Source organism: Actinomyces sp. ICM58 (assembly GCF_000283035.1).
Classification (GTDB): Bacteria; Actinomycetota; Actinomycetes; order Actinomycetales; family Actinomycetaceae; genus Pauljensenia.
Genome location: NZ_ALIY01000097.1, coordinates 1 through 16,350, shown reverse-complemented (window position 1 = coordinate 16,350; position 16,350 = coordinate 1). Strand labels below are relative to the sequence as shown.

The window sequence follows — 16,350 nt, the reverse complement described above, 5'->3', positions numbered from 1 at the left end:
GACCATATTGTCGGTTAATTTACTGAAAAATCGCTTTACCTTTGAATGGGCGCAGTTTCACGCGCATGACTCCCCCACCGGGACGTCTCATCAACGATTACGAGGACAGACACGTCATGGAGACACGACATCCCCTGACCATCCCTGCTGCGATCGTGCTCGGCACCGCGGTCGTAGCCACGGCCCTACCCCTGCCGAACTCCACACCAGCCACCGCCACGGGCACGGCGCACGTCACCCGCGCCTACACGGACAAATCCACCCACACGCCTGGCACTCAGGCGACCATCACGGCCGAGGCGAGCGGAGACGGCACCGTCCACTTCTCCGTCAGCCACCTCGGCGTCGAGGTCGCCTCGGGCGACGCGACCGTCGAGAACGGCAAGGCCACCTGGCCCTACACGACGCCGGGCGACAACAACCAGGGATACCTGGTGACCGCGACCGGCGCGGACGGCACGCACGCCGAAACCGCCCTGGACGTCTCCTCCAGCTGGACGCGCTTCCCGCGCATGGGCTACCTCTCCCATTTCAAGCCCACCGCACCGGCGGGCACGGATGGGAATACCACCTACGAGTCCTTCCTCTTCCAGCAGCCCCAGGACTACATCAACAAGCTCAGCCAGGACTACCACATCAACGCGCTGCAGTACTACGACTGGCAGTATCGCCACGAGCAGCCCGTCGCCACCGGCGACCTCGAGAACCAGTGGCCCCTGTGGTACGCCAACACCTACGCGTCGAAGAAGACAATCACCGACTACATCCAAGACGCGAAGAACGCCAACATGGGTTCTCTCGCCTACTCGATGGCGTACGCGGCAAACGACAACTACGACACGAACAAAATCAAAGACGAGTGGCGTCTGCGCGAGGACAACGGATCCTATTGGGTGCGCGACCTCGGCGAGCAGTGGTGGGTACCGACCCCCAAGGGCGTGGACAAGCCCAAGAGTCACCAGTTCATGATGAACGTCAACAACGAAGACTGGCGCACCTACATCACCGGGCAATACAAGACGCAGAAGACCGAATTCAAATTCGACGGCACTCACATCGACACGCTCGGGCAAACCTCCAAGAAGGATGCCTCCGGCAATCCTGTTGACCTGACCGACGGCCTAGCAGCCCTCGTTGATGACACGTATAAGAACGTCGGCGGCCAGGTGGGCATCAACCTGCCCGATGGCGCAGGCAGCGAGAAGATCAACAAGGCATCCGCTGCCTACATGTACACCGAGCTGTGGGATCACAACGAGACAAACGCGCAGGTTGCGTCCTACCTGCAAAACGCTCGCAAGGATGCCGGTAACAAGCCACAGATCGTGGCCGCGTACGCAAACAACTACGACCCCACGATCTCCTTGCCCGATCCGAAGGATTCTAAAAAGACGATCCATCCGGGCGTGACTCCGGATGAGGGGACACGTATCGAGGCCGAGTCCGACCAGGCGAGCGTGAGCGGTGGCGCCCATATCCTCTCCGGTGACGATTCCGCGTCGGGCGGCGCATACGCGGGCGACTTCTCCCAGGGCGGCTCCACCGTGACCTTCACGGTGGACGCCGGCCAGGGCGGCACGTTCACGTTCACGACGCGCTACGCCAGGCAAGACGATGACCCCAACTACCACCAGATGATCCTCGACATGGGCACGCCCAATCAGAAGCTCATCAAGTACGTGCACTTCAACACGACGGGTAGCTACTACACGTGGACCGATGACATGACCGAGACCGTCGAGCTCACGCCCGGCGTCCACACGATCTCCTTCTGGGTCCCCACCGATAGGACGTACACGCCCGTCAACATCGACTGCATCACCTTCCGAGAGTTCAACACGGACTCCGTCAAGCTTGCGGACGCGGCGTTCGCGGCCAACGGAGCGCACCACCTGGAGCTCGGCGACTACGGGCGTATGCTCGACAACGAGTTCTTCGTCAACTCGGGACGCTCCATGTCCACGGACCTGCAGGCGTGGATGAAGAACTACTACAACATCTCCACCGCCTACGAGAACCTGCTCTACGGCGACAACCTGACGCGCAAGGAACGCCAGGTCGACGTCACAACTAACGGCGTGGGCTTGCCGACCTCGACGGACGGGGCGGCGAACACGATCTGGGCGAACACCATGACGTCCGACGCGGGCACGGCCCTGCACCTGATCAACCTGCGCACCGACGACCAGGACGGCAACGACCAGTACTGGCGTAACGCAGCCAAGCGGATCCTCCCCTTCGATAACACGTCCGTCACCTACCACCTGGAGGAGGGCGAGGCCGTCCCCGCGTCCGTCTTCGCCGTCAGCCCGGACGACGACGGTGGCCGCCCGACGCCGCTCGACTTCACGACCGGCACGGATGAGCAGGGACGCACGACGATCACGTTCAACGTGGGTCGTCTCTCCTCGTGGGACATGGTGGTCTTCTCTCCCACCGCGAACGCGGCTGGGTCGCACGCCGCGACCACGACGAGCGAGGCCGTCACCGGCCAGGTGCGTAACGACCTCGGCCAGTGCCTGACGTCGAAGGACCCGAAGGGCGAGGATGGCACCCCCGTGTTGAACGCCAACTGCGCCGGGAACTCCGACGCGCAGACCGTCACGTACAAGGATGGTCACCTGCGCATCGGTGATCGTTGCGTCGACGTGGTGGGCGGCTTCACCGAGGAGGGCACGGTCGCGCACATGTGGACGTGCTACCCGACGCTTGAGTCCCAGATGTGGGATCGCAACGATTCCGGCCAGCTCGTCAACCGCGCGTCCGGCCTGTGCCTGACGATCCCGGGTGATACGACGCAGGAGGGCACGCAGGCGGTCATCTCGCAGTGCTCGTCCTCTTCGCCGTCGCAGCGCTGGAGCCTCCCCTCGCCAGCAGGCAAGTAGCGGAGCACTCGCTGGGATAGGCACTACCCGGCAGGGCGGCTCCTCGCTGGGCGCGCGCGGGCTCACGCGCTGCCCAGGACTCGGCCCCGACCTCGTGAATGGACGAGGCCGGGGCCGAGTCGCGTCCCTGACGTTCAGTTAGTCTTCGTGTTCGTCAGGTGACGTCCGATGTAGCCGATGTAGACCTTGCGTGTCTTTTCTGTATCCGGGTAGTAGTGCATACGCGGCGCATTCTGGTCACAGTGAGTGGGAGCAAAGTGCGCCCACATCTCGACTTCACCTCGGGGATCAACCTCTGTAGGCACCGGCCTCGTGCGTTCCCTGCGCATCTTCTCGTTTCCCTTGACGGTGTCGCTCTCGTTCGACTTGTGGCGCGAGGCAGAACAGGTGCGGTATCCGTCGGGCGGATTCGCCAGGTAATCGTGAACATTGCCTCCCGAAAAGTCGCCAGATTCGCGCGCCCGCATGTAGTCGCGCAAGACGAGGATGTAGCTCCAGAAGGCGGCGACGTAGCGGCTGCCATGAAGCTCCTCGAGTTTCATGATGTCATCCACCATGGCATTAGGGTCGCTCAATACCACGTATCTTGTGACTGATTCGTACTTCCCCTGCGTCATGCGGTCGAAGAGCTCCGACATGCTCTGCGGGCTTTCATCCAGCTGCTCCTCAACGAAGTCACGCTCGCCGTCCTTCGCATCAGGGTTTCTCAGCTTCCATTCGAGGGAACGATTTCTCTTACTCAGTCTCTCCTTCTCTTGCTGAATCTCGAGCAGCTGGTCGACGAGTGTTTTCTTCTCTTCCTTGAGCTCCTCGATCTCCTGGCTCTGCTGCGACGCTTCCTCCAGCAGTTCCTCCGCGACCCGCAGCTCGTCCTCAAGTGCGGCTCGCTTGTGCGCGAGCTGTGCGTGCGTCTCATTCATGGCGTCGAGGCCGCTCTCCAGCGCGGCGACGCCACTTTCCAGCTCGGTGTGCGAGCGCGGGTTGAACGCGGGCAGGAAGCGGCGAATCAGGCGGCGCAGCGGCTCGTACCACGCCAAGTGCTGGGACTGGCCGCGCTGCGGGGCGGGCTCGGACGTCGCTGACCCGGCACCCACCTCGCGTTCGGGGGTCTGGGGGGCGAGCCCTTCTTGCGCCTCGTGAGCAGGCTCGCGCGAGTCCTCGGCCGATCCCCTCGCGTCGCTGGCGGCTACGGAGAAAGACTCGGCGACCCGCTGACGCACCTTCTCGTCGAGCAGTTTCACCGTCCGCGCGCTCTCACGCAGCGGGTGGAACGTCGGCACCGTCAGGCGTTTCTTGTCCAGGAGCGCTTGGGCCCGGCGAAGCTCCTTATCGAGGCCGTTTTCCCACAGGTACTCGCAGGGCGTTCGCGCGATGATGGCGGACAGTTCGGAACGGAATCGCTTGTTTTTCTCGTCGTAGCCGCGCAGCAGCGTGCCCGCGGTCAGCACTCTGTGGCGGAGCCTGTCGGTTGGTTCGTCTGAGCGAAAGCCAGGAAGGTAGGTTCGCAGGCTTCCCTTGGGCATGGCGCACCCCTGCCCGATCCGGGCATGGAACTGGCGGTAGGCCTCGGGCGAGAGCAGAAAGTAGGACGCGCAGCCAAGGGAGTCCTTCGTCAGGGAACGCAGGATGTCTTTCCAACGGTATTCCGCCTCGAGGGCGTCTGAGTCGTTCCCGTCCGTGAGCGGGGCGGCCACGACGACGGATGCGCGCCGACGCTCATCATGGATCCAGCCGATCAGCTGCTCCACCTGTTCCTCGTCGGCGACGGATTGGGGGGAGTCCGACAGCGGCATGCCACGGTCGTGGCAGTGGCCCTCGGTGATGAGGTCGCGGACCAGGGCGGGTGGCTTCGCGTCCCACTCACCCTCGCGCGGAGGGGTCACCTCGATCCACAGCACCTGGTCGTAGTTGGATTCTTTGGTCGCGTGCAACGCGTAGACGCGCATGATCCACTGGTCGCCGCCCTCTCTGCGCTCGACCATCTCCAGGAGTTGGCGCTCGTAGTGCTTATCTTCTGACGTCTCTGACAGCCTGGTCGCGACGACGTCTGCTGTCTCGTCCCGTTTGGAGGTGAGTTCTCCGAATCGATAGATCCCCTCAGCGTCGCATTCCACACCCGCGCGCGAGCCGCCGGGCGGGTACTTCTTGTGCGCCCATTCGTGAAAGAGACGGTCGGCGGTCTGCTTCGCGCTTTCCGTGCCTTCCAGTTCCAGAATTGCCCGATAGCCGCGCGCCATGATGCCTACCCTTCAGTCAGCACTGATAGAAGAATTTTGTGCATCAGCTTACAGCTACCGAACAATTGTCACATTCGAACCTGGGTTGCGATTATGAGGCGCGCATCACATGCAAGTGCTCCCCGGCCTCGTATCGACACCGGGGAGCACCGTAACGGACACGACAGGTCAGGACGCGGTGACCTCAACGGGCGCGCTCTGCACGAGGCCCGACAGAGCATCCATGAAACGCGCGATTTGCTTGCGGTTACGACCATCCTGCATGAGGTTCGGCATGCCCTTCGTGGTGCAGGTGACCTCGACGATGACGCCCTGCTCGTTGGGGATGAAGCCGACGACGAAGCGCTCACCGTAGGAGGTGAAGGTGAAGGGTGTCTCGAACGTGATGAAGCGGGCGTTCATGTCCGCGCCGGTCAGGGTCGCCTTCTTGACGGCCTGCAGCGCGCTCGTCGCCGCGTTGAAGACCTGCTGGTACGGCAGGCTGTACTGGAACGCCTGCGTGGTGCTAGCAGTAAAACCCATGGTGTCTCCTTGTGATCATGGTTGACGTATCGCCCACTGCGCGAGGCTCACGCGCGGACCCGTGAAGAAGAGGCCATCCTCACGCACGAATGAGCGCTCCTTGGTGTAGCGCTGGGCGTGCGTGACCCCTTCCAGCCGGTCCAGGGTATCAGCTTCAACAGCAACAATGTAGTCAAAATCCGACATCGCAAACGTGGACAGGACAGGCACGTTGCGCCTCGCCTCACGCCAGGGGCTACGCGAGCAAAAAGACAGCGCAGAGCCAGCGACTCGGTGGGCGCGTATCGACATCGACGCCGAACAGGGGAGTCATGCCAGGCCGATCGCGCACGGATGCGAACGTTTCCTGACGCATCGCCCCTCCTGGATCATTGCGCGACACGAAGGCAGCCCCTGTGACAAACGAAGGCGACGAGGCACCATCGCCCAACGAGCAGGCGCCGAGGCGGCCATCACCGCCTCGGCGCCCACCCTCACACTGTCAGGGGTCGATCAGGAACGGGGCTCGTAGGGACTGACCGCGACGGAGGCCATCTCCTGGCACACCCGCAGAGAGAGGCGCAAGCTCGTCGAACCCGACCCGTTCGTGTTGATGATGTCCACCTGGTCGGCGTCCGCAGCCGTGCACCCATCGACGCCGTCCACCGACTCGGCCGTCAGCGTGACGCCCACGCGCCCACCCTCAGGAATCGTGTACACGTTGCCCGGATCCTCGCCGTCGCGCGCCGCCTCGGAGACGGTCGCCCCGCCGGAGGCGAAGAGGACCTGCGGGAAACCGCTGATCCAACACGAGGACCCCTCATTCGTGAAGATCACCTCGACATAGGTGGTCGAACCAATCTCCTGGCGCGAACCCACGGATGCCTGCAGGTTCGACAGGTCGCAGCGCGCCTCATTGTCACTCACGTCCACGTCGGGCGCCTGGTTTCCCCTATCGGTGGACGCGCTCTGGGAGGCCCCACCGCTCTGCCCAGCCCCACCGCTCTGGGAGGGCGCCGCGCTAGAGGAAGTCGAAGCACTCGGCGTCGCAGGCGAAGACGTCGCCCCCGACTCGGGCTGGCCGTCCTTCGGCGAACAGGCGCCGACGCCCAAGGCGAGGGCGGACAGTGCGGTCACGGCAAGGAAGCGTCGCATATTAATCATGCGACCATCCTATGGAAGCGACGCGGGTGTCCCCCTCGCCACGCCGGTCGTTACGAACTGGTGACAAGCGGCGCCCGCCACGCGAGCGGCGGGCCACCCCTGCCTCGTCAATTCCCAATCCGCCCACGCGAGCAAAGAAGGACGTCCTCCCGCGACCACTCAGCTGCCGGAAACCGGCTCAATCTTGACGGGCGCGACGTCCATCTCTTCGAAAGACACCAGGCGGTCCTTGCGCACCAGGTGATAGCCCCACCACACGACGCCGAAGAGCGGCAGGCCAATGTAGGAGGAGGCAACCTCCCAGACCTGGCCATGGATAATGGCCTCGTAGTTCTGCCCCGCCATGACCACCAGGCACATGATGAACGCGATAATCGGACCCACCGGGTAGAACGGTGACCGGTACGGCAAATCTTCTAAGAGGTAACCCTGAATCCAGTACGCGCGACGGAATCGAAGATGACTGACCGCGATCCCCAACCACATGATGATGCCCGAAATGCCAACAATATTGACCAGCCAAATGTAGGCGTCGTTAAAAACCAGCTGCGTGAGGAAGCCCAACGCCGCCATCACCGTCGTCACCGCCATCGCATAACCGGGCACTCCGCCCTTCGTGACACGCGCAAAGATGGCTGGCGCCTGTCCCTTGAGTGCCATCGAGTGCAACATGCGCGAGGCCGCATACAGGCCCGAATTACCCGCCGACAGGATCGACGTGAGGATGACGGCGTTCATGACGGCCGCCGCCGCGCCGATCCCCATGCGCGCGAAAACCAGCGTGAACGGGGACTGCGCCACGTTGTTCGCGCTGTCGTCGGCGGCGCTGAGCAGGCTCGGATCCGCGTAGGGCAACAGCGTGCCGATCACCGCGATCGCGCCAATGTAGAAGAACATGATGCGCCAAAACACCGTGCGGATCGAGCGCGGCACGTCCCGGCGCGGATTCTCCGACTCGCCGGCGGCCACGCCGACCAGCTCGGTCCCCTGGAACGAGAAGCCCGCGATCATGAAGACAGCGATAACGCCGACGAAACCGTTGTGGAAGGGCGCATCCCCGGTCGTCCAATTCGACAGGCCCGGGGAATTCGTCCCCATGACGCCCGCGATCATGAAGACGCCGGAGATGACGAACACGACGACGATGACGACTTTGATGGCCGCCAGCCAGAACTCCGCCTCGCCGTAGACGCGCGCCGACAGGGCGTTGAGCCCGACGACGATCACCAGGAACAGCACCGCCCATATCCACGAGGGCACGGACGGGAACCAGTACGCCATCACCAGGCCCGAGGCGACGAGGTCCGCGGCCACCGTCACCGCCCAGTTGAACCAGTAGTTCCACCCCATCGCGAACCCGAAGGACGGGGAGATGAACTTCGTCGCGAAGGTCTGGAAGGAGCCCGCGACCGGCTGGTGGGCGCTCATCTCGCCCAGGGATTGCATGAGGAGCAGCACCATGAGGCCGATCGCCGCGTACGCCAGGAGGGCGCCGCCGGGGCCGGCGTTGGCGACCGTGGCACCGGAGGCCAGGAACAGGCCTGTGCCGATCGCCCCGCCGATGGCGATCATCTGCATGTGGCGCGACGCCAGGCCACGCTTGAGCTGCGTGTTGGAGCGCTGGCGGACTTCGCTCGCGATGTCATCGGGAGTGGGGGTTTCCATGAATGGGGTCCTCATCTGTCGATCGTGAGTCCCATCTTAGTCCCTAATTCTTGTGTCGAGATTGGGACGTTCTTTCCTCGGTCTTTAACGAGGCCAGGGCCGGGTCGCGCTCGCCACTCCCGTGAGTTCACCAACATCTCGTTGTATTGTCAACACTTTTGACGTAACACACCACGGGGCGCCGCGGTCCGGTTTGTCGCCGCCTCTCCCCTGCCTCGTCACCCCCACCCATCGCGTTCGGCACGAGGGAAAGGACACCGTGCGCGGCGCAAAGACCTGGCGCACTCGGATCGCTACACTGAAACCCTCCCCGCGCCAACGAAAGAAGGGACCATGACGTACCAACTTGCGAGCATCGGCTGGATGCTGCTCGCCCTCGTCCTGTCGGCCTCCATCGGCCTCGAACGACAGATCCGAGGCAAGAGCGCGGGCATCCGAACCCAGGCCATCGTCGGCATGACGGCGTGCCTCATGATGCTGATCTCCAAGTACGGCTTCTCCGACATCCTGATGGACGGCATCACCCGCTACGACCCCTCGCGCGTCGCCTCCCAGATCGTCTCCGGCATCGGCTTCCTCGGAGCCGGCATCATCCTGACTCGACACGGCGCGATCCGAGGCCTCACGACCGCCGCCACCATCTGGGAAACCGCGGCCATCGGCATGGCGTGCGGGGCCGGACTGTGGTGGCTCGCCATCGCCGGCACCGCCCTCCACTTCATCGTCATCGCCCTGCTGACACCTCTCGTCCAGTTCATCCTCATGCGCGCCCACGGACACAAGGTGACGCTGAGCGTCCACTACTCCCCCGGGCACGGGGTCCTCTCCTCGCTCCTGACGCAGGTCGGGACGCTGGGCTGGGCTGTGTCTTCCGTGTCCACGCGCACCGACTCGACCGAACGCATGTCTGTCGCACGTTTCACCGCGTCGACACGCCAGGACCTCTCCAAGTCCCTCCTGGTGACCACCCTGTCGGACCTGGACGGCGTCGCCGGCGTCGACGTCACCGAGGAAGACGACGAGTAAGCACAAGAGAATGAGGGGCTCGCGGTTTCATCCGCGAGCCCCTCATTCATGCCCTCAGGCACTCAGCGCATCACGCTTGAGGACCGAAAGGATTGTAGGGCTGGTTACCCTGCTGGTTCTGCTGGCCGTACTGGGCCTGCTGGCCGTACTGCCCCTGCTGGCCGTACTGCCCCTGCTGGCCCTGCTGGCCGTACTGCCCCTGCTGGCCCTGCTGGCCGTACTGAGGCTGCTGCCCCTGCTGGCCATACTGAGGCTGCTGCCCCTGCTGGCCATACTGAGGCTGCTGGGGACGCTGCTGACCGAAGGCCGACTGACCCGCCTGGAAGCCCTGCTGCTGGCCGAACTGGCCCGGCTGGCCGAAGGCACCCGGAGTTGCATTCACGGGAGCAACCTTGCCGGCCTTGAGCTCGAGGAGCAGAACGCCGCCCGCGGCACCCATGGCAAGGGAGAAGAAGGGGAACAGGAACGCGCCGATCGACAGGTAGCTCACGCCGATCTCGACCATGGAATAGATCGTCAAGATGACCGAGAGGAATGCCAGGAGAATCGACCCGGCACCCGTCGTGATGAACGCCCACTTCTGGTTCGTGAACCAGTAGGCGACACCAACAGCGACGGTGCCCACAAGCAGGAGGGTGAAGGTAACCGGGAACCAGCCGCCGCCGCCAAGGAGCGACTCGTGGAAGCCGAAGAGGGAGACGTAGGGCAGGACCATCGAAATGAGGACCAGGAGAGCCGCAACGCCGACGCCGATCAGCGCGTAGGTCGCGCGAACGGAACGACCACTGACCTTACCGGTCTCGGAAACAACGGCGTTCTGGAACTGGTTGAAGGCCGTATTTGCGGCGGCGCCGAACTGCTGAGCGGCAGCTCCAAGCTGCTGACCGGCGGACTGACCAGGCTGACCCTGCGGGGCCTGGCCATACTGCGGCTGACCCTGGGGAGCCTGGCCATACTGCGGCTGACCCTGGGGAGCCTGGCCATACTGCGGCTGACCCTGGGAAGCCTGGCCGTACTGCGGCTGACCCTGGGGAGCCTGCCCGTACTGCGGCTGACCCTGCGGGGCCTGGCCATACTGCGGCTGACCCTGGGGAGCCTGCCCGTACTGCGGCTGACCCTGGGGAGCCTGGCCATACTGCGGCTGCGCGGCGGGGGTCTGACCATCGGCTGCGAGTTCGGCGGCAGACTTCTCACGCGCACCCTCGGTAATCGTGCGCTCGAGCTCCTCGTCCGACACCGCGGGGGCGTCGGTGGTGGGGTTCTCGCCGAGGACCGGTGTCGCGTCGGTCGCGGGTCCCGCCTGCTCCTGCTGAACGGGCTCGTTGACAGCCGCGCCCTGCTCGGCTACGGCCTCATCAACAGCCGCGATCTGTGCGGCCACAGCCTCATCAACGGCCTCGGCCTGGTCGGACACAGCCTGCTCGGCGGTCGGCGGCTGCGCGGGGACGACACCCTGGTCGGACAGCCACTGCCCAAGCGCCGGGTACAGCGACGGGTGGGTCGCAACGTAGGGGCGCAGGTCGGGACGCGCGGCCGTGATATCGGCGAGGTCCTGAGCGGTCAGTGCCGGATTACTCATGTCAGCAGCGCTGAGCTGCGACGGGTCGATAGTGCTCATCTGTATTCCTCTCGCACCCGAAAGTGCAGTTCCTGATGGCGAACAGTCAATACTATCGCGTGAGTCTGCCGCCAGGTCAAGACGTTCGAACGATGAAACGCGCGGCGAGCAAAGAAGCCCGGTCCCTGTCGGGACCGGGCTTGTGGTGGTAGCGGGGACAGGATTTGAACCTGCGACCTCCGGGTTATGAGCCCGGCGAGCTACCGAACTGCTCCACCCCGCGTCGGTGGTTAAAACCTTACCACCAGGATCAAGACGCTTCAACCAAAGGGGCCGTGAACTACGTCTCCGCACCACAGCCCCGACCCGCACCTCGTCTCGGAGGCCTCAGGCCGGGGCGGCGCTCATCGGTTCCTTAGATCAACCCCGCCTTACTGATCAGGGCTACCCGCACCGGCGCCAGGCTGCGGGATCCCCGGCGCGGGAGCAGGAGCGGCAGCGGGAGCCGACACAGCCCCCTGCGCGGCAGCGGGCCACATGCCCTGAGGGGCAACGGGGTTCACGCCGTGGGGCGGCACCGCACCACCGGGTGCCGGGTGTCCACCCTGCATGGGGGCAGCCACGAAGGGGCCACCGACGGGCGCGGGAGCGGAGGGACGCCGATCAGGCACCGCAAGGACAATGGCAATGATGAGAATGGAGCGCACGATCAGCCAGATCAGAACCCCACGCACAACGAGCAAGGAGGCATACCAATGATCGCCAAAGACCGACGGATCCAGCGTCGGAGGTAAAAATAGCCAGTACCACGTCCCACCTTCCAAGACGGCGAGCACCGGGTCAAGGAGCAGGAAGGACACGAGAACGACGCCGACCAGAGCGTAGCGCACTGCCTTGCTTCGCCCTCGGAGCGCGACAGCGGACAGCACAATCACCACGATGTAGGTAATGACCGACTCATAGAACCAGATGTCCGTAAAACGCTCGAAGTAGATGCTCAAGTCGTCGAAGAGATAGGGAATGAATTTGTTAACGAGCGCGATTACCGAAAGGACCAGCTCAAGCCTCAGGCACAACCGCACGCGCGTGGAGAGCTGCGGGCGCGCGGGCCGTGCCATCGGGTAGGGCCCCGGCTGTCCCCAAGCTTGCGGTGCGGGTACCGGCTGGCCGCCGCCCTGGTTCGGGATCCCCGGGACAGGAACGGAGAACTGACCGGGAGCATGGACGGCCCCACTTGTTCCGCCGAAACGGTTGGGTTGGGGGTTCGGGATGTGAGGATTGCTCATGGGCAGGTTCCTTCCGCGTGTATCGGTCGCGCGTAAGCGCACATGATGCCCATCATATCCGCAGCGCGTCACCGACGTGACGACAGGCACAGACGGACTGTTCCCGATCGGGCACCGACGCCACCCGCATATGGGGCGCGCCCGGCCCGCGACCCGCAAGGGGTGGCGAAGCCGGGCGCGCGATCGACGCACGCGGGCTAGGAGCCGCTCTGCGCACCCGCCGACGGGGTCGGCGTGGGAGCCGCCGAGGGCGTGGGAGCCGGGGTCGCGGAGCTATTCGCTGCTCCCCCGCTCTGGGCCCGTTGGGCTTCCTCGGCGCGGTTCAGCGCATCATGCAGGCGCGTCTGGGCCTCGCCGTAGGCGCTCCAGTCGCCCTTGCTCATCGCCGCGTCGGCGTCACGCATGGCTTGGGCGGCGTCACTGACGGCCTGGCTGAGCTGGGTGCTGGCATCCCCGGGGGTCGTGGAGGTGCCCGGCTGGGCGCCTCCCCCGCCGCTCGGGGTGGTCGTCGTCGACGTTCCGTCGTCCGCGACCAGCTGGCTGAGGGATTCCTCCAACGTCGGGGCAAAGCCGACCTTGTCGCCGAAGGCGGTCAGCACCGAGCGAAGCACGGGGTAGGACGCCGATCCGGTGCCCTGCACGTAGACGGGCTGCACGTAGAGCAGGCCGCCGCCGACCGGCAGCGTCAGGAGATTGCCTCGGATGACCGTCGAATCGGCCTGGTTGAGCAGGTTGAGCTGGGTGGCGATCTTCTCGTCGGAGTCGTACTTGTTCTGGACCTGGCCTGGACCGGGCACGGTCGTCGACGAGGGCAGGGCGAGCAGGCGGAGCTTGCCGTATCCCTCGCGCACCTGACCGGGCGTGTTGCCCGTTTCTGAGTCCACGGCGAGGAAGCCCGCCATGGCCTCGCGCCGCCCTTCGCCGCCACCGCCGGGCACGAACACGGAGGTCAGCGAGAACTCAGCGCTCTCCTGGCCGGGCATCTGCATGGTCAGGTAGTACGGGGGCTGCAGGGCGGTCGGTGCGGACACGTGGTTACCGTTCGCATCCACGCCCGCGGAGGGCGCGCTTGAGGCGGTGGCGTCCCCGTAGGTCGAGGTCTCCTCGGCGAGGCGCCAGCGGTCACCGCCCGAGTAGAAGCCGGCCGCGTCGGTGACGTGGTAGGTGGCCAGCAGGTTGCGCTGGACCTTAAACATGTCCTCGGGGTAGCGCAGGTGGCTCATGAGGTCGCCGGAGATGGCGGACATGGGCTCGACGCTGCCCGGGTAGATCTTTTCCCACGTGCGCAGGATCGGGTCCTGGTCGTCCCAACGGAACAGGCGCACGGACCCGTCGTAGGCGTCGACGACGGCCTTGACGGAGTTACGCATGTAGTTGATCTTGTTGGCCTGCACGTACTGGCCCATCTGGGTGGACTGGGAGTCGACGGTCGCGTCGGAGAGCGTCTCGTGCTGGGCGTAGGGGTAGTTGTTTGTCGTCGTGTAGGCGTCGACTACCCACACGAGGCGCTTGGGGGTCGAGGCGTCCCCGTCCATGTCGACGACCGCGGGGTAGGCGGACTGTTCGAGGGTCAGGTAGGGAGCGACCTTGGAGACGCGCTGGAGCGGGTCGCGGTCGTAGAGGATCTGCGAGGCCTCGTTGGTCTGGGAGGAGAAGAACAGGTCGGTGGACCCGAACTTGATGGCGTACAGGAGCTTGTTCCACGTGTTGCCCACGGAGGGGCCGCCGTTGCCGACGAAGGTCGTGGAGACCTGGCCGCCAACCGCCGTGTCGTCCGGGTAGTCGAGTTCCTGGGGCTCGGCACCTTCAGGGGCGCCGACGATCGAGTAGGTGGGTGAGCCAGGGCTGAAGTAGACGCGCTCCTCGTACTCCCCCATCTCGCCGACAGACGGCACAGACTGCTCCCAGTAGGAGGGCAGGCCATCGCTCGTGAGCTGATTACCGTAGGCTGCGACCGCCCCGAAGCCGTGCGTGTAGACGGTGTGCTGGTTGACCCACGTCTGCTGCTCGGCGGACAGGCCCGAGAGGTTCAGTTCGCGCACGGAGATGACGGTGTCGCGGCGCTCGCCGCCCACCGTGTAGCGGTCGACCTTCATGCCCGAATTGAAGCCGTAGTACAGGCGGGACTGTTGGAGCTGCTGGACGGTCTTGGTGATGACCTTCGGGTCGAGCAGGCGCACCTGAGAGGTGAGTGCCTCGTTGTCGAATTGCCCAGCCGAGGCAGTGGTGGCCGCGTCGTAGTTCGTCTGATAGTCGACGTCATCGAGGCCGTAGGCAGCCAGAGTCGCGTCGATGTTGCGCTGGATGTAGGGCGATTCGAGAGTGCGCTGGTTGGGGCGCACGCGGAACTGCTCGATGAGCGCGGGGTACGCGCCGGCCAGGATCAGGGCGGCGATGACGGTGACGGCCACGCCGGTCGCGGGCAGGCGCCACGTGCCGCGGAAGGCGGCCACCACGAAGAGGGCAGCGACCAGGAAGGAGATGACCGCCAGGATCGAGTGCGCGGGGAGCGTGGCGTTGATATCGGAGTACATGGCTCCGTGGATGGAGCCGCTCTCCGAGGTCAACAGCTCATAGCGGCCCAGCCAGTAGTTGATGCCGATGAACACCGAGAGGGTGGCTGCCATGAGGCCGGTCTGGAGTCGCGCGTGCTTGGAGGCGTGGGGGCGCGGGGCCAGGCGGATCGTCCCGTACAGGTAGGACACGACGAGGGCGGCGGCCAGCCCGATACCGGTGACAGTCATGAGGAAGGAGACGAGCACCTTGAGCGCGGGCAGGACGAACACGAAGAAGGAAATGTCCAGGCCGAACTGGGGATCTACCTGGTCGAAGGACGAGGCGTTGAGGAACTGCAGGAGCGTGCGCCATTCGGTGGCCAGACGGGCGCCGTTGGTGAATCCGAAGAAGAGTGCGACTCCCCAGAAGGCGAAGCGCCGCACGGGCTCGAGCGCCTCCTGGTAGCCGCGCAGCGCCGCGGATGCTTCCCCGCGCGTCGAAGAGACGCGGTGACGGTAGGCGAAGGCCATCGAGAAGTACACGAGTCCGGTCGCGACCAGCAGGCCCACGACGAAGAGGCCGAAGTGGGCGCCCCACTGGGTGAGGATGACGCGCGTGGCACTCATCTGGCGGAACCACAGGATCTCCGTCCACACGATGGAAGACCCGTAAACGACGGCGGCGATAACTGCCAGCGCGGCCAGCGTAATCGCGCCCGGGCCGGGCTTGCGGAGCTTCACCTCGGCGCGAGGGGCTCGCCGCTGACGCGGTTGATCTGGCTGATCGGATCCGAAGACCGAAAATGGGAAGCTCACAGCAATCCTCTCTGTTAAACCGGAAGCTAGTTCCCAGTCTAGCGGTGGGCAGGTTGTTCTTCGTCTCGGTTTTGTCCGCTCTCCGTGAGATTATGGGGGCATGAGTGTTGAGATGATGCCGAGTGCGCGTGAGATCGCGCTGGCCAACGTGGTTGTCGATATCGAGAAGGGCGCCGCCCGCGTGGGGTGGGATCACGCGCCTTCCATCTATGCGTTGGTCCCGACGGCTCTGCTGCTGTCTGACCCGAACCTGCCGGCCGACATTGCCGAGCAGCTGCGCGCGGGCTGGGACGGCAGCGATGAACACTTGAGCGCGATTATCCAGGAGGACCTGGCAGACGATGACATCGAGCAGGTCCTGGCCCACCTGGCGTGGCCGGAGACGGTGCCGGGTGCCGCGATCACGGTCGAGCGCATCGTCGTTCCCCCGGAGGTGGAGGACGAGGCTCCCGAGGACCCGGAGGAGGCCCTCGCGTTCGTCGCCAACCACCCGCTGCGCACGGACGTGCGCCTAGCCGTCGGCGTCATGCGCAGCGGCGAATCCTGGTGTGCGCTGCGCACTCGCGCCTTCGACTCCGATGACAAGGTCGGGCAGGGCTCGGCGCTGGTCCCCGCGCTGGTGGATGCGCTGCGCGCCTCTCTCGAGCCCGTCACGGGTGAGGAAGCCTGATCACGCCGGGGCCCCGGCCTCGTCCGGACCAAGAGGGACGAGGCCGG

At 65.0% G+C, this 16,350-nt stretch carries 11 protein-coding genes and 1 tRNA gene; 3 read left to right on the top strand and 9 right to left on the bottom strand.

Features of this window, described 5'->3' with window-relative positions; translation table 11 throughout:
• Positions 1–116 precede the first annotated feature (116 nt).
• Positions 117–2,885: a glycoside hydrolase family 66 protein gene (locus HMPREF1138_RS04850; RefSeq protein ID WP_009057204.1), complete on the top strand. Its 2,769-nt coding sequence runs from the start codon at positions 117–119 to the stop codon at positions 2,883–2,885.
• A gap of 134 nt (positions 2,886–3,019) precedes the next feature.
• Here the strand turns inward: HMPREF1138_RS04850 and HMPREF1138_RS04845 are convergent, their stop codons facing one another.
• From HMPREF1138_RS04845 to HMPREF1138_RS04825, 5 genes are all read right to left on the bottom strand, one after another.
• The gene (locus HMPREF1138_RS04845) at positions 3,020–5,122 is read right to left on the bottom strand and encodes a hypothetical protein (RefSeq protein WP_009057216.1); all 2,103 of its coding nucleotides are present in this window, start codon (positions 5,120–5,122) and stop codon (positions 3,020–3,022) included.
• A 168-nt stretch (positions 5,123–5,290) separates the two neighbouring features.
• Complete coding sequence (locus HMPREF1138_RS04840) at positions 5,291–5,644, bottom strand: hypothetical protein (RefSeq protein ID WP_009057222.1); 354 nt, start codon at positions 5,642–5,644, stop codon at positions 5,291–5,293.
• Positions 5,645–5,659: 15 nt separating this feature from the next.
• Positions 5,660–5,935, bottom strand: coding sequence for a chlorite dismutase family protein (locus HMPREF1138_RS04835; protein WP_081495974.1), 276 nt, complete (start codon positions 5,933–5,935; stop codon positions 5,660–5,662).
• Between the two features lie 201 nt (positions 5,936–6,136).
• Positions 6,137–6,787, bottom strand: coding sequence for a DUF4232 domain-containing protein (locus tag HMPREF1138_RS04830; protein WP_039936954.1), 651 nt, complete (start codon positions 6,785–6,787; stop codon positions 6,137–6,139).
• Positions 6,788–6,946: 159 nt separating this feature from the next.
• Positions 6,947–8,452, bottom strand: coding sequence for an amino acid permease (locus HMPREF1138_RS04825; protein ID WP_009057220.1), 1,506 nt, complete (start codon positions 8,450–8,452; stop codon positions 6,947–6,949).
• 333 nt (positions 8,453–8,785) lie between these two features.
• On the opposite strand from HMPREF1138_RS04825, the gene HMPREF1138_RS04820 reads away from it, so the two are divergent.
• On the top strand, positions 8,786–9,478 hold the full coding sequence (locus tag HMPREF1138_RS04820) for an MgtC/SapB family protein (protein ID WP_009057214.1): 693 nt from the start codon (positions 8,786–8,788) through the stop codon (positions 9,476–9,478).
• Between the two features lie 70 nt (positions 9,479–9,548).
• Here HMPREF1138_RS04820 and HMPREF1138_RS04815 read toward each other — a convergent pair whose 3' ends face one another.
• The 4 genes from HMPREF1138_RS04815 to HMPREF1138_RS04800 form a co-directional block, all read right to left on the bottom strand.
• Positions 9,549–11,096 carry a variant leucine-rich repeat-containing protein gene (locus tag HMPREF1138_RS04815; protein WP_009057238.1) on the bottom strand — a complete coding sequence of 516 codons (1,548 nt, stop codon included), beginning with the start codon at positions 11,094–11,096 and terminating at the stop codon, positions 9,549–9,551.
• A gap of 146 nt (positions 11,097–11,242) precedes the next feature.
• A tRNA-Met gene (locus tag HMPREF1138_RS04810) sits at positions 11,243–11,319 on the bottom strand.
• Between the two features lie 148 nt (positions 11,320–11,467).
• Positions 11,468–12,322 carry a hypothetical protein gene (locus tag HMPREF1138_RS04805; protein WP_081495973.1) on the bottom strand — a complete coding sequence of 285 codons (855 nt, stop codon included), beginning with the start codon at positions 12,320–12,322 and terminating at the stop codon, positions 11,468–11,470.
• 197 nt (positions 12,323–12,519) lie between these two features.
• The gene (locus HMPREF1138_RS04800; protein WP_009057202.1) at positions 12,520–15,558 is read right to left on the bottom strand and encodes a UPF0182 family membrane protein; all 3,039 of its coding nucleotides are present in this window, start codon (positions 15,556–15,558) and stop codon (positions 12,520–12,522) included.
• A gap of 175 nt (positions 15,559–15,733) precedes the next feature.
• Here HMPREF1138_RS04800 and HMPREF1138_RS04795 point away from each other — a divergent pair, with 175 nt between their 5' ends.
• Complete coding sequence (locus HMPREF1138_RS04795) at positions 15,734–16,303, top strand: PPA1309 family protein (RefSeq protein WP_021611819.1); 570 nt, start codon at positions 15,734–15,736, stop codon at positions 16,301–16,303.
• Positions 16,304–16,350 lie beyond the last annotated feature (47 nt).